Raw genomic sequence first — 19,807 nt, 5'->3', positions numbered from 1 at the left:
GTAGCTTAATTTACGCCAGATCCTGTCCAAGAGATGGGGAGTAGCTCAAACTGTGCATTGGCAAATAGACCGGACGGGTCGATACACGACTGACCTGCGGGTGTTTTACGCAACTGGAGCGGCCCACTTTGATCGATTTCTTCGAGCATCTGGCGCAGTGGTGGGACCACCTCGTCCTTGGGATCGAGCAATATCCCGACCATTGCCGCTACGGATTCCCCTTCGCTGTATATGCCGTTAACAAAACGCTCTAGGCCGTTGGCGCCGAGATAATGGTCCCGGTGGCCCTTCCCTCGACCGACGCGCTTGAACTCGAACACTAGGTTCATTGATCGGTGCGCATCGTTCCAATGATAGGAGATGTCAGTTCGTCGCTGCTCTGTGATCTCGCCGGTGGAGGGATCAACCGTGCCGATTACGTTCTCCGCCGTCCATCCGCCGAGTAGGCCCCGCCTTCGGGCGACGTCCCGCTCTACTTGAATTTTCAGCGCCTTTGTCAACTTCTCTTCGCGCGTCCGAGGATTGAAATGCGGAAGCTCGCTCGCCGCCAAACTCGTCCAACCCTCAATGATCGCCTCGACAGCTTCCGTTGCCGGGCGGATCGGAAACGCTGCCCGCCATGCACCTTGATTGCTCACGCGCTCTGCCTTTCTCGAGGCTCCGGCACCCGCTGCTGTACGTCCCGAACGATTCTCTCTCCGTCGCGTAGGGCTTGCCTGAGAGTCCAGTTGCGACGCGCAAGCGGCCGCACAACGTAGAGATCGCCACCGACCCAAATGTGGATATCGGGGACCAGTCCCATGTATTCCCCGCTCGGAATCATCTGTAGGCCCGCCTCGCGCAGGACTCGCAGGGTCTCGATTACAGCTGCGTCGTTTAGTCGAGCCTTAGCCAGTGGCGGCCCGGTGGGCGCTTCCTCGTAATGCACCCGCGCGATCCCCAACCTTCCTTGGCGATCACCTTGGGATGCAAATACCTCGACTCGGAAGCGGCCTTGTCCGCTAGTTCGCTCCCGCCAAGAAGTCAGGGCATCTGCCAGTCCTTTAGCGTAGCAGTCGAAATCCTCTTGCGTCGCAGGCCGCTGAATTGGCGTGTCGAGGCTCCTGTAGTTCCGCGGTCGCACGGACGGAAGTATTACCTCGCAAGTCTCCAGGATGAGTGCTTTCTCTTCCTCATAAAGGCCGAAGTACTGGAAAATCTCACCATCGATCTCCGCCCTAACATCTTCGTAGGCGCGCTTCTGTTCGAGCTCGGGCATTGCGGCGATCTCGTCGATGAGACCGACCACTTTTCGAAGTGCAGCGTTTGCCGCCTTCGGGTCCGGGGCGCCCTCAGGCGTGAAGAAGGGGAAGCCCTCGACATCCTTTAGATGCATAGCATTACGGTCGGTAAGACGCTTCCAACCGTTAATGACGAGAAAGTAGCGAGCTAGCGCGGACCGCAGGTAGGCGGCCAAGAATTTCAGCAACTCGGCGTGTTCGGGCTTCCCTGCGATTACACCGACGCTGCTTGTAAACGACGCCGGGCCATCGAAATAGACCGCGCGAATGTTTGGCTCCTCGCGCGAGAACCCATCTGGGAAGAGCACGCGTGGTCCGTCGAAGACGCGCTGGACGCCGTCCGACAAGCCAACCACGGTCTCGTTCTCCTCGGGCCACGATCCGAGAAGATCGCGGTGCAGAACTGGAGACCCCGTTCGCAGCGCCTCGACGCTAACATAATTCATCGCCCGCAAAGGCTCAGCGCTCACGGCTTGCCGCGACTTGTCCATCCGATGGATGCCCTTGCGCTTGACCCACCTTCTGAAGAGCTGTGGGCCTTCCCAGAAGTCTGCGAGACGGCCACGGATTGTGAGACGCGACCAAATTGCAAGGTCATTTGCATCACCCCACATCAACGCCACCAGCAGCTTTGGATCGTCGATCACCGACTGGGTCAGCACTCTATGGCGATCGGCTGACTGCATTGTGAGTCGGCCGTAAACCAAGCTCAAATCTGCCTTGGGCACGAGATATTCGAACGCTTCCATAGGAGTTGGCTGGTTTACCTCAGTGGTCCGCCGCTGGCCTAGAAAGACGTGACAAGTGTTCTCCGCGCTCGGAAATAGGAGGTTCTGCAAGTCACCGAAATTCGTCAGCCTGAGCGGTAGATACTTGCGGAAGAGACGTTCTACATAGTCGGCACTTGTCGGGGCTAGGAATTGTCCAATCGGCAGGATGAAACAGGCCACGCCGCTCTCCGCCAGGAATTCGAGCGCCCGCTCAGTGAACGCTCCGGCGATTTGCCGACGAGCGACTGGTAGGCCAGCCGCCTTTGCCCAGTCGTCCATTGAGGACCAAGTGCCGCCCGCAGGCTCTGCCCATGGCGGGTTCGAGATGACCATAGAGAATTTTCGACCGGAGAATCGGTGCGCCTCAGCGAAAAAGTCTGCATCTTTACGACCGCGGACGAGGTTCGTGCCTTCGAGCGATGGAAGTCGAGTCCCTTCTTTCTCTTGGGCCTCGTAGATATCCTTGGGGTCGAGCCCTTCGAGCAACGATAGATAAAGGCTGAACGCGGTGACGCGGCAGGCCATCGGATTGATGTCCCCACCAAAGATCGATCGTTTTAGGAGCTCCCCGCGCTCCGTGAAGCCGAGCGGCGTCCCCGCCGCATGCTCAGAAAGCGCGATCAGACGCCTGTACGCTGTCGTTAAAAGGATCCCTGACCCGCAAGCGCCGTCGAAGATTGTCTCTTCAAGAGGCGCGGTCGAGGCGTCCAATGCTTGATCGATTGCTAATACTGCAAGGTTGCGTGGCGTGTAGTACGCGCCATTAGTCGCCTGTTCTGCCTTGGACAAGAACGTTTCATAGAGGCCCGAAAGTAGCTCCACGGGGATAAAGGAGAAGTCGTAGTTCCAGAACGCTTGCTGGCCTGTCTCCAGATCAGTCTGCCGTAGGAAGGCGTTGAGCGTCTCGAACCCCGTCTTTGCTAGGGCATTCCAGGGATGATGGCGATCGTCGCCGAGGAAATCGCCGTTGAAATCTTCACGCAGACTTTCAATCAACCGCCGCACGCCATCGCGATCCGCCTCAGCCACAAGACCATGCATCGCTCGTACGTCTCGCCGGGACCGGTAGGTCTCGCCCACAATACCGCGGTGCTCGAGATAGGAGATGAAGAGGACTTGCCCCATAAGGAGATTAGCGAGCTCGCGCCCATCCACCTCGTCTAGGTTCGCCGACTCTTCGAGGCCGTTCCGAGTAATGTTGTCGACCGCCCGGCTCAGGTTCGCGAGCAGCTTTGCATCGACCCGTGCCTTCATGTCGAACCATGTGGGCTTCCTTCGTGTGAGGTTCGCGCTCGCCACGTCTAGCGCCGAGAACGGGCCGTCCGCGCGTGCATCCTCGATTCGCAACGTCTCTTGGGCATCTGCCAGACGCCTCACCGGGACGGCTTTGGCCTCCGTCTCGCCGAGCTCGATTACCACCGTCGCGAGGTTTTGGTTCCAGATGCGTTTGCGGATAGCGTCGAGCGTGGGGCGGTCCCCTGTACCGCCATTCTCGTCAACGAAGATCACCGTAGGGACGCCCTCGACGTCGAAGACCGCGCGCGCCTGGATTGCGCCATCAGGCTTCAGGAGCGTTTCGATTTCCAAAGCAAACGGATGCGTCTTTTCGACCGTGCTTCCGCGGACATGGAGGACGCGTGGCTCGGCAGTATAGCCAAGCTGCTCGAGCCAGCGAAGCGCGTGTTTGTCCGAGCCCTTCATGCCGATCGCCTGAAGGTGGCTGCCTCGATACGCTGCCTGCCTTCGCCATGCATCGCGTCTAGAGTAAAGAGTTCGAGCTGTTCTGGGCTAGGTTGCCGAGGAAGGGCGAAACCGTCTCGTAGAATTACGAGATGTGGATCGAGTACCAACACAACTGAATCGTCGTGAACGGCCTCATCTGATGGGCCGAATATCTGCCAATTGCCATCGAGATCATAGAAAAGCCGACAACCCCAGAGCTTTACGAAAGAAGTTCGCCCGAGGAGCGAACGAAGCTTGGCGAGCGAGTCCCGATGTGCTTGCAGTTCGATGTGCAGGCGGGCCTTGAGAAGAGCGGCGATACGCAAAACGAGAATAGTCTGCCACGCGAATTTTGCCGAAGACCCTTTGCCCGCCGGAGCTACGTCGGGTGCGATGAGCGCACGGCGAACCGTCCACTCGCGAAAGGTCGCGACTGGGAGGCCCGTCAGTCGAGCCGCCTCTGAGGTAGGGATAAAACGCGCAGCCATGGCCTTCTAAAGATTGGGTGTCATACCCTTTCTTAAGTTGTGGGATGATGCAATACTAGACCTAATAAGCCTCACCGTTGGAGTCATCAGGGTTCGAGATCGACTTGACGGTACTAACGCGCAGTTGGGGAACAAGGTCCATCTGGACAACTGGCTGCGTGTGCTTTGGTCTGACAAGCGGGCGATTTTTAAACACGCGGCGGATGCGCAACGAGCCTGCGACTATCTCGTCGCGGCGCCGGAGGCGGGGCAGGGGAAACTGGCTACGTGAGGCAGGGGCCCGCCGCGACTGAGACCCCCGAAGTAAAGTGAAAGGAGGCCTTGGGTCAGGTGGTTTCAACCCATCCGGAAAGGACAGACCCATGAGCCATCCTGAACCTGCCGCGTTCAAATCGCCCGACGCGGCCGCCATCGCCGCGCAGAACGACGCCTTCCGCAAACTTGCCTGCCTCGGGATGCCACCGGATCGGCCCGTCCAGGGCCGGATGCATGTGACCCGGTCATTGATGGAGGCCGGTGAGGGCTTCATGGCCGAGGCCGTGAAAGCCACCGGGGAGTTTGAGACTTTCGAGCATGAGAACGATCCCGATGGTTGGCATGATTTCGGGGCGGTCACGATCCGTGGGGAGACCGTGTTCTGGAAACTCGATCTCTACGAAGCGGACTCCGACTTCCGCTATGGCGCCGAGGATCCGGACAACCCCGAGACCACCACGCGTGTTCTGACCATCATGATGGCGCACGACTGGTAGAGGCGCCGCACCTCCTTCACCAACTCCGAGAGGCCCGCTGACCCTTCGAAAGGGAAAGTGGGCCTTTTGTCCTTTTGGTTCCCGGAGCCGGGGATCGGTCAGGCCGCCCGGGATGTCCGGGTGGCGCAGAACCCAGAGAAGGACATCTCATGACACAAGCCCTCCAGCCCGTTTCCGTCGCCATCGGCGATCTCGCAGCCCATCCCGCGAATGTGCGGGCACAGTCCCCTGAGGCGTACGCCTCTGACACCATCGCGCATCTGAAGGCCAGCATCGCGGTGCTGGGCTTGCTCCAGCCGCTGCTCGTTCAGCAAATCGATGGCAAGTTTGGGGTCCTCGCAGGCGGTCGGCGTCATGCGGCCCTCATGGAACTGGTCGCGGACAAGGCGGCCAAGGGGGTCACCAGCCGCACCAAGATCGACTGTCGCCTGGTCCCGGACGATTGCGACGTAACCACCGCGCTGTCGCTCGCCGAGAACATCACCCAGGCGCCGATGAATGCCATCGACGAGTTCGAGGCCTTCGCGCGGATGATGGAGGTCGACGGCCAGACCCCAGAGACCATCGCGAAGACCTTCGGCACCACGGTCGCAGCAGTCAAAGGCCGACTGCGCTATGGGCTCATCCATCCGGAGATCCGCGCGGCGGCACGTGCAAAGGCGATCACGCTCGACGTGATGAAAGCCTTCGCGGATCATCCGAGCCAAGAAGTGCAGAAAGAAGTTTTCGACGCGCTCACCAAGGAGGGCAGCTACCTGCAGGCCTACACGGTCCGGAATGCACTGAAGTCCCGTGGCGTGCAGGTCAGTGACGATATCGGGGCCTTTGTGCGGAAGGACTACGAGGCGCGTGGCGGCGCCATCGCGGCGGACCTCCTGGACGAGCATTCCGTGCTCGAGGATTCTACGCTGGTCGAGACCATTCTCATCGAAAAACTCACCGCCGCGGCCGAGGAGGCGCGCGCGGAGGTGGGCTTTGCCTGGGCCGATGCGGTGATCCGGTACGACTACGCCGCCATGGCTGAATTCGGCCGGGTCTATCCGGGGCCGGTCGAACCCGACGAAAGCGGCCAGCAACGCGTCGATGAGATCACCGCCGAGCTGGAGAAGCTCGAGCGCGAGATGGAGAACGAAGACCTCGCGGACGAGGCTTACAATGCGCTCTACGAACGGGTGGATGCGCTTGAGGCTGAGGCACGGGATCTGCAGGAGGCCTACAGCATCGCGGATCTTGCGCGCTCCGGCGTGATCGCCACCTGGGCGCAGGGCAAGATCTCCCTGCATGTCGGGCTGGTGCGTCCCGAAGACCAGCCGGAGAGGTCCGGCAATGCGCCTGGCACCTCTGTGGATGAGGGCGCGACGGACAGCGACGAGATCACCTACCCCGCCTCGTTGACCGAGGATCTTAAGACCGAGCGGGCGATGGCGCTCGGCGCCGCCATGACGATGCACCCGGAGGCGACACTCGATCTCACGCTTTTCAAGCTGGTCACCGACGTGCTGACCAGCGGTATGGGCGTGACCCAGGCGATCAAGGTCGATGCGCGTCAGGAGTATCGTACCCACGTCAAGATGGACGAGATCGATGGCACGTCCCTCGAACAGGTGGCTTCCGCGCATGACGCGCTCGATCTCTCCTGGGCGGACGATGCGAAGTCCCCCGCCGATCAATTCGCCCAGTTCCGAGCTCTCGATGCGCATGAGAAGGCCAAGCTCGTGGCTTACGCCACGGCGGCAACCACGCAGTCCTGTTTGGCCCGGGACCGGCAGCGCGACAGCCTGATGCATGACTTCGAGATCGAGGTGATGCCGGACATCCGGGCGCACTGGACGCCGAACGCGGCGCTTTTCAACCGCTTCAAGAAGGCATGGCTCCTCAAAATCCTCGGCGAGGAGCTGGGACTCACGCAGGAGGCGGTGACCCTGGCGTCCTCGACCAAGAAGGAAGTCGTCGCCTTCTGCGACAAGCTCTTCGCCGAGCCCTTCGCCACGCTCACCGATGCGCAGCGGGCGGCGGTCGCGGCCTGGTGCCCGCCGATGATGCAAACCTCGGGCACCGAACCTTTCGAAGCCCTTGGCGCCGAGCCGACCGAAGGCGAAACCGAGGTCGCCGAAGCAGCCTAATCGAGCAGCCGACCCGCACCGGATCGCCGGTGCGGGTCGCACCTCTCTCAAACTCATAGGAAATTCCCATGGCACTTCTCAGCTTTTCCGCCGCGGACGTCGCGGCCCAGATCGCGCATGCGCGCGGCTGCTCCACCTTCCTGCCGAACTGGAATGGCCCGGTCGGCAACCCCGCCCTGATCCTGATCGTCGGCAATGGTGTCCATCTACGCTCGAACGGGATTGATGGCTCCACCACGCGGATCGTCACGAAGGAACGCGCCGACCCCTCCTATGCTTTCGCCGCAGGCATCAACCCGTTTCGGGACACCGATTGGATGGCGGCCCGGCAAGCGGCGTTTCGTGATCTGACGGGCCAGTTCTACACCGACATTCTCGACGACGTGCAGATGCTCATTGATCGCGGACAGGACACCATTCGGTTGGCGACCGATGGCCACACGATCCGGGTTTTTGCCCGCCGTGCAGCCGACTACCTGATCGGCGGCACCTATGATGTCCCCTCCGGTCTCGGAGGCACGTTCCGGGTGATCCTTATGGACGCCACCGATACCCAGGCGCTCGTGCAGAATCGCGGCAACTGCGAGGATTTCGACGAGATGCTGCCCTACCGGGTGCCGCTCGACGCGTTGATCGAGGTCGATGACCGGAGGGCGGCATAATGGGCTGGCTCTTCTACACCGACCGCCGCGTGAGGACCTACGCGGACGAGAAGGCGGAGATCGACCGGCTCTGTAGCTTCGAGACCGATACCCGCAAGGCAGTCCTGCTCAAGGCCTGCAAGGTGGGCTCGGCCTGGTATGCCGCAGCCAGGATAACGACACTTGATGGCGCGCCGGTTGAGGATGCGACCTACGTTACCGACGCCGACGGGTCGATCACCTTCGGGGCTGTCTTCCTGACGCGCTACGACGATGGCTGCTGGGGCTACAAGGATATGGAGGAGGCTTCCGGCCCGATGGAGTCGCGGGCGCCCGTCAGCCTTCTGGCCTTGCTCTCCGAGTTGAAGGATCCCGACAGCTATGCCCATGCTTGGCGCCGGCGCTGCCGGGACTGGGCGGCAATCCCGGACTACGATGAGGGGGACCGGATACGGCTTGCAGCGCCGGTCACGCTGACCGACGGCAGCACCTGCCAGATCGTGACCGCCACCCATTACCGGCGCGGAGGGCAAAAACGCCGGTGTTACCGCATCGAGGAAACCGGCGGTCTCGTGCGTCTGTCGAAGGCCTCTCTGGCCGGATCGGAGCGTCTCAGCTCGGCGAAGGGTGCGGCAAGCCCGGTCCTGGCGGAGTTCTTTTCCGGGCGGGGATCTGACGATGCACCATCTTAAGAGAGGGCCTTTCAGCCTGCCTCTTGCAGAATATTGGGAAATTCTGTATATTCACATTAAGTTTGAGAATGCGTGGAGAGCCAGGATGAAACAGTTCGCAGCGGGGGATTTGACCCGAAATACGGGCGATCTATTCGAGGCGGCAACCGTAGCCCCGGTCGCCATCACGAAACACCGTAAGCCACGCTTTGTGGTCATGTCGATGGAGCGGTTCCAGGCCCTAACGGCCGGGCGCGGGTCGCAGGTGGCACTCGATGTGGCTGATATGCCAGAGGATCTCGGGAGCCTTCTCGATCAGGGCATTGAAGAGCATTTCCGTGACCGCTGACTTTCCTGCGGCGGGGCAGGTCTTCGACTATCATTATCTCTGGAAATGGCAGGCAGATCGAGGGGAGACGGAAGGTCGCAAGAAGAGGCCGTCCTGCGTGGTGCTCGTCGTCACCAATCAAGCCGGTCAGCATGTCATGTTCATCGCGCCGATCACCAGCAAGGTTCCGGGTTCGGGGCGGGCGGCGCTGGAAATACCTCAGACCGAGGCCCGGCGTGCGGGCCTCGAGATCGACCTCCGGCTCTGGGTGATCCTGGACGAGTTGAACGCCGATATTCTCGAGACCTCCTATACGCTCGAAGAGCGGACACCGCGCGGCTCTTTCAGTCCGGCCTTCACCGACGCGATCCTGCGCGAGGTGCAGCGCCTCCGCACCGCAGGCGGACTGAAGCTGTCGAACCGGTCCTGATCCCCAAATATCCGCAAAGTTGACGTCCGCTCTCGCCGCCTTCCAGGGCGGCCGGGGCGCTTCACCGAATTGATCTTCCAAGCTTCCGAAGCTTAAGCTGCCTCCGCGCTTCTGAAAGTGGAAAGGAGGCTTTCTGTCCTGTCAGACCCGTAACCTGACTGGAAGGACAGACCCCATGGCCAATCGTAGGCTGAACACCGATTCCGTTGTCCCATCACATGCTCGACTCAGGCAGGCCCTGCCTCTGATCGGCAGCGCGCTCGCCGAAGGACCGCTTAGAAGCTCGTCTCTGGCACGGCTCATGCGTGAGACCTATGGCGGCAGCGATGCCGCGGGCGCCTGGTCCTGGCGCATGGCTTATGACGCGATGCAGGCCGCTGCGGTCATGCAGGTCGTACAGGGGACTGGCCAAGACGCGCTGAGCTCTACCGGACTGCTGGCCTCGCGACTCCTGACCGAGACGCGGCGCTCTGAGCAGCAGATCCGCCTGCAGCAATTCAGCACTCCGTTGCCCTATGCCGCGCTGGTTGCACGCGCTGCGGCCGTACGTCCTGATGAGATCTTCCTCGAACCCTCGGCCGGCACCGGCGCGCTGGCCGGGTTTGCCCTGCGCGCGGGTGGCAAGCCCATGCTCAACGAGATCGATCCCTTCCGCCGCGCGCTTCTCGAGGCGGTCTTTGCGGTCGAGGTGACCGGCCATGACGCGGAGCATATCGACGACCTCCTGGCCACACCTGATCTTCCGGGCGTCATCGTTATGAACCCGCCCTTCGCCTCATCGGTCGACCGGTCGCGCGACAGGCATGTCGCGGCGAAGCATCTGATCGCCGCCGCCAAGCGGCTTGCCCCCGGCGGCAGGCTCGTGGCGATCATGCCGACGGGATTTTCGCCGGAGCGGGATGCGGCCCATTGGGCGCGGGCCTCTGCCATCGCAAAGCCGCGTCTCGCTCTCACGATCCCTGGCCATGTCTACCGCAAACTCGGCACCACGGTGGAGACCCAGCTCATGGTTTTCGACAAGGTGCAGGAGGAGGTCGCGTTCGTCCGCGCGGTTGCGGCCGATCTGGAGGCGGCGCAGCACATCGTCGATGATATCGCCGCGACCCGATCTGACGTTCCGCGTCAGTCGCGTGCACAGGTCCGGGCCATCCCGCGTCAGGGCACTACTCCCGCCGTACGCAGCCGACGGGTTGTCGCAAGCTCTACCTGCAAACCCAAAGCCCTGGCAGCCGTCCCGCTGGCCTTCACCGCCCTCGATGCCCCCCGCGAAAACACCCCGGTTTCAGACATCTATGCTCGCTACCGTCCTCAGCGGATCGAGATTGCGGGCGCGCAGGAGCATCCCACGCCGCTGGTCGAGAGTATCGCCATGGCGTCGGTGGCTCCGCCGGTGCCGTCGAACGCCGCCGCTGCTGGTCTGCGGCTGCCCGGTCGCCTGATCGAGGAGGGCCATCTCTCCGAGGCCCAGCTCGAGACCATCGTCATGGCGAACGACGCGCACGAACGCGACCTGCCGGGCAGGTTCACGATCGATGAGGACCAGACCCGAATGACCCGCGACGACGATGACAGGCAAGCCCGGGCCTATCGCCTCGGATATTTCCTCGGCGACGGGACGGGGTGTGGCAAGGGCCGGGAATGCGCCGGGCTCATTCTGGTCAACTGGCTCACGGGACGGCGCAAGGCGGTCTGGATCTCCAAATCCGCCACGCTCATCGAGGACGCGATCCGCGACTGGACCGATCTCGGCGGCTCGCCTGCAGATATTCAGCCGCTCTCGAAATGGAAGCCCGACCAGCCGATATCCATGGGCGACGGCATCCTCTTTGTCACCTATGCGACGCTGCGCTCGGCGGGCAAATGTGGGACGACGCGCCTCGGCCAGATCCTCGACTGGATGGGCGAGGGGTTCGACGGCGTGCTGGCCTTCGACGAGGCACATGCCATGCAGAACGCCGCCGGGTCTGAGGCGGGCAGGGGCGTCAAACCCTCCCAGCAGGGTCTCGCCGGGCTGCGCTTGCAGTTGGCAGTGCCCCGGGCACGGGTCTTCTACGTCTCGGCGACCGGGGCCACGAGCGTGCACAATCTGGCTTATGCCTCCCGCCTCGGTCTCTGGGGACAGGGGCCGGACTATCCTTTCCCGAGCCGTGAGGGCTTTGTCTCCGCGATGGAGGCCGGCGGGGTGGCGGCGATGGAGGTGGTGGCGCGCGATCTTAAAACACTCGGTTTCTACACGGCGCGGGCGCTCAGCTTTGACGGCGTGGAATATGACGTGCTCGAGCATGCGCTCACGCCCTCCCAAATCGAGATCTACGACGCCTATGCCGGTGCCTTCCGGACAATCCATCACAATCTCGAGGCGGCACTGACCGCGACCGGCGTCAACGACGCCTCCGGTCAGACGAACGCCTCTGCGGCGAGATCTGCTGCGAAATCACGGTTCGAGAGCACCAAGCAGCGCTTCTTCAACCACCTGCTCCTCGGGATGAAGGCCCCGACCATCATTCGCGCCATCGGCGAGGATCTGGCGGAGGGATATGCTTGTGTCATCCAGGTGGTCTCCACCGGCGAAAGCCTCTTGAAGCGGCGCCTGGAGGCGATGGACCCCGAGGATGAGTTGACGCAGGGCGCGCTGACCCCGCGCGACTACGTTCTGGGCTACCTCGAACAGGCTTTCCCGATCCACGCCCAGAAACTCGTCGAGATCGACGGGAACATGGTGGCAGAGCCGCTTCGAGACGCGGATGGCGCTCTGGTCGTCTCGCGCGAGGCCGTAGCCTTGCGCGATGCGGCGATGATGGAGTTGATGGCCCTGGCACCGATCCCTTCTGCGCTCGATCAGATCCTCTGGGCCTTCGGAGACGAGGCCGTGGCCGAGGTGACGGGACGTTCGGTCCGGCCGCTGAAATCCCGGGACGGGTCTCTCTTCATCGAGAAGCGATCCGCCAGCAGCAATTCCTCGGAAACCCGGGCCTTCATGGAGGGCGAGAAGGACGTGCTGATCTTCTCGGACGCCGGTGGCACGGGCCGGTCTTATCATGCGGCCAGATCGGCAAAGAACCAGAAGCGGCGGCGGCACTACCTGCTGGAACCCGGCTGGCGGGCCGATGCGGCGATCCAGGGGCTCGGCCGCACGCATCGCTCGGCCCAGGTCAGCGCGCCCTTCTTTCGGGTCTGCACCTCGGATGTTCATGGCGAGAAGCGCTTCACCTCGACGATTGCCCGGCGGCTCGACCAATTGGGGGCGCTCACCAAGGGGCAGCGCGAGACCGGCTCGCAGGGCATGTTCCGCGAGGAGGACAATCTCGAAAGCCCGATCGCGCGGGCCGCATTGCGCGGCTACTACGCGGATCTCGCCGCCGGGCGCGCGGGGGCGATGAGCTACGAGTGTTTCGCGGACTGGACCGCGCTTCGGTTGCTTGATCAGGATGGCGTGCTGCTGGAGGAGTTGCCGCCCATCCAGCGCTTCCTGAACCGGGTGCTGGCGCTGCCGATCAATATGCAGAACGCGCTCTTCGCCGAGTTCATGACCCGGATTGCCAATCAGACCGAACGGGCGCGGGCCGCAGGCACGCTCGATCTCGGGGTCGAGACCCTGCGCGGCGAGAGGATCAAGCAGGTCTCGGCTGAGGACCTCTGGACCTGTCCACGGTCCGGGGCGGTGACGCGGATCATCGGGCTCGAGGTGACGGACCCTGTCCATGTCCTTGCGGGGGATGACGCGGTGAACCGAAACCACGACAAGCGACCGATGGTCAATCGCGCCTCGGGGCGCGCGGCGCTGATCTCGTCGCGGCCCATGCAGATCTATGACGAGGAAATCGTCACGCTGATGCGCAAGGTCACACGGCCGACTGGATCGACCTATGTCGAGGAGGGGAAGTACCAGGCTTCGGCCTGGGAGGAGATCGCGCGTCCCGAGTTCCTGCGTCTCTGGGAAGCTGAGGCCGAGAGCCTGCCGAAAACCACCACGACGAAGCTCTATCTCCTCACCGGGCTCCTGCTGCCGATCTGGAAGGACATCCCCTCGGGCAACGAGCGCATCTACCGGGTCACGCCGGAAGGGCAGGGCAGCATGATCGGCCGGACCGTCAGCGAAGACGGTGCGGCCGCGCTGCGTGCCCGGTTCATGGTAGGCACACCGAAGACCCCGCAGGAGATGCTGACGGCGGCGCTCGGCTCCACCGCGCCGGTCGATCTGGGCCGGGGCCTCACGCTCACCCGCCGCCGGGTCGCGGGCGCGGCCCGTCTCGAGATCGACGGGGCCGATCGGGGTGCGTTCGACGGGCTGAAAGCTCTGGGCTGTTTCACCGAGATCATCGCCTACCAGCTCCGGGTCTTCGTGCCGCACGGGGAGGGTGTCGAGACCGCCGCGATCCTCGGCCGGATCGTGGGGGCGGGCTCTCCCAGAGCGACAGATCGCGCCGCCTAAGCGGTACCGATCCATCGGACGTGGGCGGCGGCGTCGCCGCCCACGCGCCGAGACGGGTTTTTGTCCCCTGCGCCTCGCCCTGGCCTGGAAGCGAGGCGTCGTCACATCACCGATGCCGGGCCAGCGTTGCGGGCATGATGCCTACATAGCGGGCTGAGCGCGCCGCGTTCCCAAGGTCAAAACTGGAGCTGGAGATCAAAATGAACGTCACGGAGATCAAGGCCGCCGTGGATGCCGGCAAATCCGTCCATTGGGCGAACGAAGGCTACCGGGTGCATCGCGATACCCTCGGCCAATACCTCATCACCTATGTGTGGAACGGCAGCACAATCGGTCTGACCGACCGGAGTGGCCGTCGTCTGAACGGGGACGAGGCCGACTTCTTCACATCGGTGTCCACGCGTGGAGCAGACGGGGAGCAGGGAAGGGAGGTGCGAGGGGCGACGTCGGAGGGCCATCCTGACGCCGAGACGGGCTGACGGGCAGGAGAGAAAGGAAAGGAGGCTTTGGGTTTTTGCGATCCCATGAGGGGTCGGAAAAGCAATCCCGCGCGCTCAGGCAGGAAGCCGGGCAGCGGCAAACCCAAGGAGAAGACGCATGTTCGCAGGAACCCTGACCAAAACCGCCGACACCGCAGCCGCAGCCTTTACCGGCATGATCCACTCCACCCGGTTCGACATCGCGATCCAGCTTGAGACCCGGACGAAGATGTCCGAGCGGAGCCCGGATTTCGACGTGACGGCCGTCAACAAGTCTGGGCGCAAGGTGCGCATCGGCACGGCCTGGAACGAGACAGGCAATACTACCGGCAATCCCTACCTCTCGATGCAGATCGACGTGGGCCTCGGCCCGTTCCGCGTCAATGCGGTGCAGAGCAAGGAGGCGCGGGAGGCACAGAGCGGCGACTACGAGATCATCCCGCTGGTCTCGAACGGCATCATGAAATCCGGATCCATCTCGGGCGAGCTGACGGCGATGGATGCGGACAACGCCTTCGCCGGTTACGTCGCCAACATGATGTTCGATCTCGATTTCATGCTCATCGAAAACGCGTTCAAGACCGAGGAGACCCATCCCGACTACCGCATTGAGGTGAGTTCGCCGCGCGGCCGCCCGATCCGGGTCGGCTCGGCCTGGATGGCGAAAAGCAATCGCACCGGTAACGACTACGTCTCGCTCCTCATCAACACGCCCGATGGTGATCTGCGGGTGAATGCGGTGCAGAACGAGGAGCAGCGCGGTGGCCAGACTTTCTCGATCATCCCCTTCGTCGAGGGCGTTGGCCAGGAGCGGTCTGACAACACCGCTCTCGCCTTGGTGGGCTGACGCGCAGCATTACCGCAGCGAGAGAGCGCCCCGGGGAACCAGGGCGCCTGTCACCCGTGCCTCCTGTCCCCAAGAGGCACGCCTCGCGAGGGGAGCCGCAGCAGCGCGGCTCCCCTCTTTTCGTTTCTCCCCATCAAAGGAATAGACATATGTTCAATCTCTCCCATCCCAAGCTGGGCACGCTCGCCGAGGCCGAAGGCTACGCCGAGGTCGCGGACTTTCTGGGAGACCATACGCTCGGCAGTGTCGTGCCCGCGATCTGCGTGGCGTCCGATTGCGATCACACCGCCGATCTCGAACCGGATCAACGCGCCGGCTCGCGCGAGGCCTGCGGCCGCGCTTCCATGAAATCCGGCCTCGTCATCTCCGGGATGATCTGAACGCCGCCCGTCGCGCTCCTCTCAAATCATTGGAAACGATATGACACGACATGACCTGATCGACATAGCCGATCCGCCCGCGCCGGGCCTCTCCGAGGCCGAAATCGCAACCATCGACGCGGCACGAGATATCCTGCGCAAGCATGCCCGGGCCACGGCCGTGCTGCAATCCTGGACGATGCTGACCGACTACCTGGCTCTGAACGCGGTCCGCGAACGGGTCGAGGTGTTCCGGGTGCTGCTATTGGACCGGAAGAACAAGCTGATCCGTGACAGGATCATGTCACGGGGCAGCATCGCTCACGTCCCGGTCTATGTCAGCGAAGTCATGCGTTCGGCTCTCGTGCTTGATGCCTCTGCTCTCATCCTCTGTCACAATCACCCCTCCGGCGATCCGCAGCCAAGCCAGGCCGACATCGACATGACACGGAAGATCGTTGACGCCTGCAGGGTGATGGACATTACCGTCCACGATCACCTCATCGTCGGCTTCGGGCGGGAGCAGGCCGCGTTCAGCATGCGGGCGGCGGGGATGTTGGGCGATTAGGGTCGCGGCAGTTCAGACGTTACTCCTGACGGTTGCGCGCCTTGATCAAGGCGGTCCATTCATCCAACAGTTTGTCGCTCCTCTGGATGATCCTATCCCGCTCTGGCTGGAAACTGCCCTGGGCTGCGATGCCTCCTACCAACGCGGATCGCGCTTCCTCCTCACTGATCCATTCCAGGCGCTTGTGAAGGCGTTCGATTCCCGCGTTGCCTCTGGGAGGGTGCAACAGTTGAATCTTTACCCTGTCCCTGCTACGTACTGCTCTGATAGCGATGCTGTCGGCGACCCGTCATGCCGTGTGCAGGCCGAGCGTCGCGGTGACCCGAACCTCGAAGGGTTCGGTTGCGAGCCGCTCTTAAGAACCGCCCCGAGGGCGGTTTTTTTGATTCAAAGTACCTGGATCCCTTAGGTCTCGTGAAGCCCTTTCGCATTCGCTTCGCCGCGGTGAACCCACCTGCGCGCATAGGCGACCACGTCGGCGAGCTGCAGCAGGCGCGATGCCGCAGAGTCGATCTGGCTGATGCGGTTCACAGCCTTGAACCGCCCGTCATGCTGGCACGCCTCCGCAATGATCCGCTGGAATTCGGGGTCCGTGTTGTGGTGGTTCAGATCGAGGATGAGTTCGACGTTACCGAGGCCCTGACCGCGAATCCTGTTCAGCTTCCGGAACTGCCCGACAGCGACCTTGACAGTCTCGATGACATTTCCGGCGTAGATCGTCGGCGCCGTGCCCTCGGTCATCGTTCCCAGCCTGTTCATCAGGATCATGCCCTCGGGTCTGCCGGCCTGGGCAAAACGCGCCAGAAGGCCTTGCAGGTATTCCCGGCTCAGGTTCTCTGCATGCAGCTCGTTGACGTTCGGCTCCAGCAGATCGCTCAAGGATTTGTCGACCCGCCCGCAGTCCCGTGCCCAGGCCATCACGCATCCGAGCGCGAAGCCGGGGTCTCCGGCGGTTCCGCATTCGTCGATGAAACAGAGGATGCGCTTATTCTGTGCCGCCATCGCTCTTGGCCTTTCTGGCACGCGCGCTCGCTCTGGCGCGCGGCGTCTCGGTGAGGGCCCGCGCCTCTTCCCGTTCTTTCCGTTCCTCCTCGAAATCCGGCTCGAGTTTCTTCAGCTTGTTGATCAGCCCTGTCAGGTGGTACCGGTTCGGCCCGTAGTCGCCGACGCTGGTCTTCCACTGCTCGCGCGTGACCAACCCGGCCTCCTCGAGCGCCTTGATGTTGATCCTGATCGTCTGCTCGGTGATGCCTATGCGCTTTGCAAGATCGCGCTTCGTCGGGAACGGCGGGCGGAGCGGATCATAATAGTAGCCGAGAAGCTGGACGATGATAGTCAGCTGCGTAGGGGTGATCCCCAGCCGGTTCTGTGCGCGCAGCAGGATATTGGGAACGCCGGTATATCCATGCGAATAAACCTTCGGCCCGAAGATACGTTCGGTCGAGGACTTTTCCGGCGCCGTCTTGCGCGTCTTGCTTGGTCTGGTCGTGGTTGTCTTTGCCATTGTGGGCCTCCTTGTCCTTCGATCTACGGAGGCTTGGGCGGCGTCTCAATGGCTTGGCCGGGCCTTCGGGTGGTAGGATTTCCACCCCACCCGAATATCGGTATTCCGCTACTCCCGGACTTGCGGTGATTGGAACACGCTGCTTAGGTGCACGAGATTCCACCAGAGGTGGGGTTGATAATCCACCCTACCCATGGGGTGGAAAACCAGTCAACGCAAAGCGGCCGAGTTGGCGCTCTTTCTTGCCCGTTCGGTCACGATTTCAAGGGTATTCGCCGGGCCAATACGGGTCAATTTCCATCCCGACGGGGGCGTCACCCTCAAGGGTGACGCAGTTGTGCCCGCCAATCGCGTCCACGACCGCCTCCGAAATCGCGCATTTCAGATCGGGGATCCAAAGCCTGTCTTTCACGGTTACACTGTAGGTCGCGCCGGCATTGGAGTCGCACCAGATTGTTTCCAGACGCCGGGACATGAGTTCGGGCATGGCCTCGACGATATTTTTCATATCTTCCAGTTCACGAAGGACCGCCCTTCTACTCTCAAGCCGCACGCCCTTGTAGGTGAAACCCGACACTGGTGCCTTTTGCCCGGCCGCTGCCCGGTCGATCTCGTTTTGCCGGTAAAGGGCTTCCGCCAGTTCCGGCGGCATGTCGATGTCATCAACCACGGCTCAGGCTCCTGTTTGTTCCCATCTTGTTCCATGTGGTTTGCTTGAGCAACCGAAACCTGATGGGCACTTGCAGCGAACGCAGTTCTCAGCGTTGAACGTGGCGCCAGATGCCTGACGGCCTCCCCTGCTCGGCTTCGCGTGTCGCAGGGGAGATATCGGCCCTTGGCCGATCGCGCATTCGGCCATGCGGCCTCACCGCGGCGCAGCACCCAGACCCCCGGTTTGCCCGCCTCGCGAGCACGTCGCTCCCCGGCCGCTCCGACGGATTGCGCTTCGGTCTGTTTTGACCGGAGGCCAAAACCATCCCTCCACTTCATCCGTCTCCCGCGTCCGGTCGCGGCGTTTGCCTGCTCGTGTCGGGCAAACCTACCGTCAAACACACACACATGAGCGCGGAAGCATATCCTCCGGATGGCCCCCAAATCAGCCCGCCTCAAGGATCGCAAAACTTTTCGGCAAGGGCGGTGCGCGCGGAGGTGTCAGCCCAGTGTTCGATGGCCTGCCTGTGGTGGGCGATGCGCCCGGAAAACTTTTGCGCCCGGCAAGCCGGCGGCTGCGCCGTCCCTGACCCGGACAGTTTCGGTGAACCAGACGTACGGCCATGCCCCCACACTCACGTGGTGGCTCCACAACCATCTGGAGATACCGACATGGCTTACGACAACGCAACCGCCTACGAGACCATCGAACTCTTCGGGCTGACGGAAAAGGGCGCCGTCCTGCCGATCCCCGAAGACGACATCCTGAAGGACAGCATCACCCGAGAGACCTTCGAAGCGCTGCTCGGGCAGCTGCGCGGCACGGGGCTCGAGGGCGAGATCGAACCGCTCGCGCATGGGTTCGCCACGATCCTGCAGCGCCGCAAGGTCGCCCTCGGTAAGGAGCTTGACCGCACCGCCGACAAGATCGGAGCACTCGCAAAATCGCACGATGGATCGGAGATCGCCGAGACTGCGCTCGAAGAGGCGCAGGTCCGCATCCTGCAGCTGAGGGAAATCGTCGGAGCCGTCGAGACGATGGCCGAGGCGGCGGCGGAATGCTACGAGGTCGAGACCGGCCATGCCTTCATCCCCGCCGCGGGCTCGCGGGCGAGCGTCCGGGCGCAGGAGACCGGGGCGGTCTTCGAGGCCAAGCAGCTCCTGGAACAGCATGATCGCGAGACGGCGGCTAAGTCGAAGGTCGAGGGGGTGCCTTTGATCGTCTCGGGTGCCACCGACTGGACCGATATCGACGTCATCTTCAACACGCTCGACAAGGTTCGGGATCGGATCCGCGAGAGGCGCAATCAGGAGATCTTCCTCTGCCACAAGGGCGGCAAGCACGGGGCCGAGATGATCGCCGCCCGGTGGGCTCGGGCGCGCGGCGTCGCGCAGGCGCGCTTCGATCCGCGCTGGTCCGCGCATGGGCGGGCGGCGCCCTTCAAATGCAACGACGAGATGCTGGACGACAAGTTCGCCGCGACGGGAGTTGTGCTCTTCGGTGGCAACGGGGTGGCGCTGAACCTCGGGCAGAAGGCCGAGGCGAAGGGGCTCACCGTGATGCGGGTCGCCGATCCGGCGAAGAAGACGGCAGACGTGTGAATGAGAGAGGGTCGCCTTTGGGCGGCCCTTCTGTCGTTTTCACGTCGGCGTCTAAATGCGACCAAGCGGACGTATCGAACTCGCTAGATGCAGCTTTTCGCCGATGACTCCGTTTGCAAGATTCCCCTGAGACGCTAGACGGGTAAGCCAGTTGGCAACT

At 62.7% G+C, this 19,807-nt stretch carries 18 protein-coding genes and 1 pseudogene; 13 read left to right on the top strand and 6 right to left on the bottom strand.

The window, feature by feature from the left end:
• Positions 1 to 5: 5 nt before the first annotated feature.
• The 3 genes from ATO9_RS22620 to ATO9_RS22610 are packed head-to-tail and all read right to left on the bottom strand — an operon-like array spanning position 6 to position 4,260.
• Positions 6 to 638: a hypothetical protein gene (locus ATO9_RS22620; protein ID WP_052418549.1), complete on the bottom strand. Its 633-nt coding sequence runs from the start codon at positions 636 to 638 to the stop codon at positions 6 to 8.
• Positions 635 to 3,751, bottom strand: coding sequence for an N-6 DNA methylase (locus ATO9_RS22615; protein ID WP_043754885.1), 3,117 nt, complete (start codon positions 3,749 to 3,751; stop codon positions 635 to 637). The genes ATO9_RS22620 and ATO9_RS22615 overlap by 4 nt, the downstream gene beginning before the upstream one ends.
• A complete protein-coding gene (locus ATO9_RS22610) occupies positions 3,748 to 4,260 on the bottom strand; it encodes a hypothetical protein (RefSeq protein WP_052418548.1) in 513 nt (170 codons plus the stop codon). The genes ATO9_RS22615 and ATO9_RS22610 overlap by 4 nt, the downstream gene beginning before the upstream one ends.
• A gap of 130 nt (positions 4,261 to 4,390) precedes the next feature.
• Here ATO9_RS22610 and ATO9_RS24895 point away from each other — a divergent pair.
• The 12 genes and pseudogenes from ATO9_RS24895 to ATO9_RS22550 form a co-directional block, all read left to right on the top strand.
• Positions 4,391 to 4,531: pseudogene (locus tag ATO9_RS24895) on the top strand (ArdC family protein); the annotation flags it as partial.
• Positions 4,532 to 4,622: 91 nt separating this feature from the next.
• Positions 4,623 to 5,012: a DUF3768 domain-containing protein gene (locus ATO9_RS22600; RefSeq protein WP_043754879.1), complete on the top strand. Its 390-nt coding sequence runs from the start codon at positions 4,623 to 4,625 to the stop codon at positions 5,010 to 5,012.
• Between the two features lie 149 nt (positions 5,013 to 5,161).
• Complete coding sequence (locus tag ATO9_RS22595; protein ID WP_043754876.1) at positions 5,162 to 7,135, top strand: ParB/RepB/Spo0J family partition protein; 1,974 nt, start codon at positions 5,162 to 5,164, stop codon at positions 7,133 to 7,135.
• Between the two features lie 68 nt (positions 7,136 to 7,203).
• A complete protein-coding gene (locus tag ATO9_RS22590) occupies positions 7,204 to 7,797 on the top strand; it encodes a hypothetical protein (protein WP_043754873.1) in 594 nt (197 codons plus the stop codon).
• On the top strand, positions 7,797 to 8,468 hold the full coding sequence (locus ATO9_RS22585; protein ID WP_043754870.1) for a DUF6927 domain-containing protein: 672 nt from the start codon (positions 7,797 to 7,799) through the stop codon (positions 8,466 to 8,468). Before ATO9_RS22590 ends, ATO9_RS22585 begins: the two co-directional genes overlap by 1 nt.
• An 85-nt stretch (positions 8,469 to 8,553) precedes the next feature.
• Entirely contained in the window at positions 8,554 to 8,796 is a 243-nt protein-coding gene (locus ATO9_RS22580; protein WP_043754894.1) for a type II toxin-antitoxin system Phd/YefM family antitoxin, read from the top strand.
• Positions 8,786 to 9,205 (top strand): hypothetical protein, encoded by a 420-nt coding sequence (locus tag ATO9_RS22575; protein WP_043754867.1) that lies wholly within the window; start codon positions 8,786 to 8,788, stop codon positions 9,203 to 9,205. The genes ATO9_RS22580 and ATO9_RS22575 overlap by 11 nt, the downstream gene beginning before the upstream one ends.
• A gap of 175 nt (positions 9,206 to 9,380) precedes the next feature.
• Positions 9,381 to 13,637: a strawberry notch family protein gene (locus tag ATO9_RS22570; RefSeq protein ID WP_043754864.1), complete on the top strand. Its 4,257-nt coding sequence runs from the start codon at positions 9,381 to 9,383 to the stop codon at positions 13,635 to 13,637.
• Between the two features lie 200 nt (positions 13,638 to 13,837).
• Entirely contained in the window at positions 13,838 to 14,116 is a 279-nt protein-coding gene (locus ATO9_RS22565; protein ID WP_043754861.1) for a hypothetical protein, read from the top strand.
• A gap of 118 nt (positions 14,117 to 14,234) precedes the next feature.
• Positions 14,235 to 14,963 (top strand): DUF736 family protein, encoded by a 729-nt coding sequence (locus ATO9_RS22560; protein ID WP_043754858.1) that lies wholly within the window; start codon positions 14,235 to 14,237, stop codon positions 14,961 to 14,963.
• 149 nt (positions 14,964 to 15,112) lie between these two features.
• Positions 15,113 to 15,343, top strand: a complete 231-nt coding sequence (locus ATO9_RS22555) for a hypothetical protein (RefSeq protein WP_043754855.1) — start codon at positions 15,113 to 15,115, stop codon at positions 15,341 to 15,343.
• Positions 15,344 to 15,383: 40 nt separating this feature from the next.
• Positions 15,384 to 15,890 carry a JAB domain-containing protein gene (locus tag ATO9_RS22550; protein ID WP_238318853.1) on the top strand — a complete coding sequence of 169 codons (507 nt, stop codon included), beginning with the start codon at positions 15,384 to 15,386 and terminating at the stop codon, positions 15,888 to 15,890.
• A 405-nt stretch (positions 15,891 to 16,295) separates the two neighbouring features.
• Here ATO9_RS22550 and ATO9_RS22540 read toward each other — a convergent pair whose 3' ends face one another.
• From ATO9_RS22540 to ATO9_RS22530, 3 genes are all read right to left on the bottom strand, one after another.
• Positions 16,296 to 16,892, bottom strand: a complete 597-nt coding sequence (locus tag ATO9_RS22540) for a DUF3800 domain-containing protein (protein WP_043754849.1) — start codon at positions 16,890 to 16,892, stop codon at positions 16,296 to 16,298.
• Positions 16,876 to 17,394 (bottom strand): helix-turn-helix domain-containing protein, encoded by a 519-nt coding sequence (locus ATO9_RS22535; protein WP_052418547.1) that lies wholly within the window; start codon positions 17,392 to 17,394, stop codon positions 16,876 to 16,878. The genes ATO9_RS22540 and ATO9_RS22535 overlap by 17 nt, the downstream gene beginning before the upstream one ends.
• A gap of 262 nt (positions 17,395 to 17,656) precedes the next feature.
• On the bottom strand, positions 17,657 to 18,064 hold the full coding sequence (locus ATO9_RS22530) for a hypothetical protein (RefSeq protein ID WP_043754846.1): 408 nt from the start codon (positions 18,062 to 18,064) through the stop codon (positions 17,657 to 17,659).
• A gap of 653 nt (positions 18,065 to 18,717) precedes the next feature.
• On the opposite strand from ATO9_RS22530, the gene ATO9_RS22525 reads away from it, so the two are divergent.
• The gene (locus tag ATO9_RS22525) at positions 18,718 to 19,647 is read left to right on the top strand and encodes a DUF2493 domain-containing protein (RefSeq protein ID WP_043754843.1); all 930 of its coding nucleotides are present in this window, start codon (positions 18,718 to 18,720) and stop codon (positions 19,645 to 19,647) included.
• The last annotated feature ends 160 nt before the right edge of the window (positions 19,648 to 19,807 follow it).

Origin of the sequence: Pseudooceanicola atlanticus (assembly GCF_000768315.1) — a bacterium.
In the GTDB taxonomy this organism is placed as follows: Bacteria; Pseudomonadota; Alphaproteobacteria; order Rhodobacterales; family Rhodobacteraceae; genus Pseudooceanicola; species Pseudooceanicola atlanticus.
Note: the sequence above shows the minus strand (reverse complement) of the source record. Positions and strands in the feature narration are given on the sequence as shown.

Bases quoted from the DNA above. Each gene is read 5' to 3' on its own strand.
- ATO9_RS22595 (WP_043754876.1), top strand. From the start codon at position 5,162: ATGACACAAGCCCTCCAGCCCGTTTCCGTCGCCATCGGCGATCTCGCA.
- ATO9_RS22525 (WP_043754843.1), top strand. From the start codon at position 18,718: ATGGCTTACGACAACGCAACCGCCTACGAGACCATCGAACTCTTCGGG.
- ATO9_RS22560 (WP_043754858.1), top strand. From the start codon at position 14,235: ATGTTCGCAGGAACCCTGACCAAAACCGCCGACACCGCAGCCGCAGCC.
- ATO9_RS22580 (WP_043754894.1), top strand. From the start codon at position 8,554: ATGAAACAGTTCGCAGCGGGGGATTTGACCCGAAATACGGGCGATCTA.
- ATO9_RS22610 (WP_052418548.1), bottom strand. From the start codon at position 4,260: ATGGCTGCGCGTTTTATCCCTACCTCAGAGGCGGCTCGACTGACGGGC.
- ATO9_RS22585 (WP_043754870.1), top strand. From the start codon at position 7,797: ATGGGCTGGCTCTTCTACACCGACCGCCGCGTGAGGACCTACGCGGAC.
- ATO9_RS22570 (WP_043754864.1), top strand. From the start codon at position 9,381: ATGGCCAATCGTAGGCTGAACACCGATTCCGTTGTCCCATCACATGCT.
- ATO9_RS22565 (WP_043754861.1), top strand. From the start codon at position 13,838: ATGAACGTCACGGAGATCAAGGCCGCCGTGGATGCCGGCAAATCCGTC.
- ATO9_RS22550 (WP_238318853.1), top strand. From the start codon at position 15,384: ATGACACGACATGACCTGATCGACATAGCCGATCCGCCCGCGCCGGGC.
- ATO9_RS22535 (WP_052418547.1), bottom strand. From the start codon at position 17,394: ATGGCAAAGACAACCACGACCAGACCAAGCAAGACGCGCAAGACGGCG.
- ATO9_RS22615 (WP_043754885.1), bottom strand. From the start codon at position 3,751: ATGAAGGGCTCGGACAAACACGCGCTTCGCTGGCTCGAGCAGCTTGGC.
- ATO9_RS22555 (WP_043754855.1), top strand. From the start codon at position 15,113: ATGTTCAATCTCTCCCATCCCAAGCTGGGCACGCTCGCCGAGGCCGAA.
- ATO9_RS22590 (WP_043754873.1), top strand. From the start codon at position 7,204: ATGGCACTTCTCAGCTTTTCCGCCGCGGACGTCGCGGCCCAGATCGCG.
- ATO9_RS22540 (WP_043754849.1), bottom strand. From the start codon at position 16,892: ATGGCGGCACAGAATAAGCGCATCCTCTGTTTCATCGACGAATGCGGA.
- ATO9_RS22600 (WP_043754879.1), top strand. From the start codon at position 4,623: ATGAGCCATCCTGAACCTGCCGCGTTCAAATCGCCCGACGCGGCCGCC.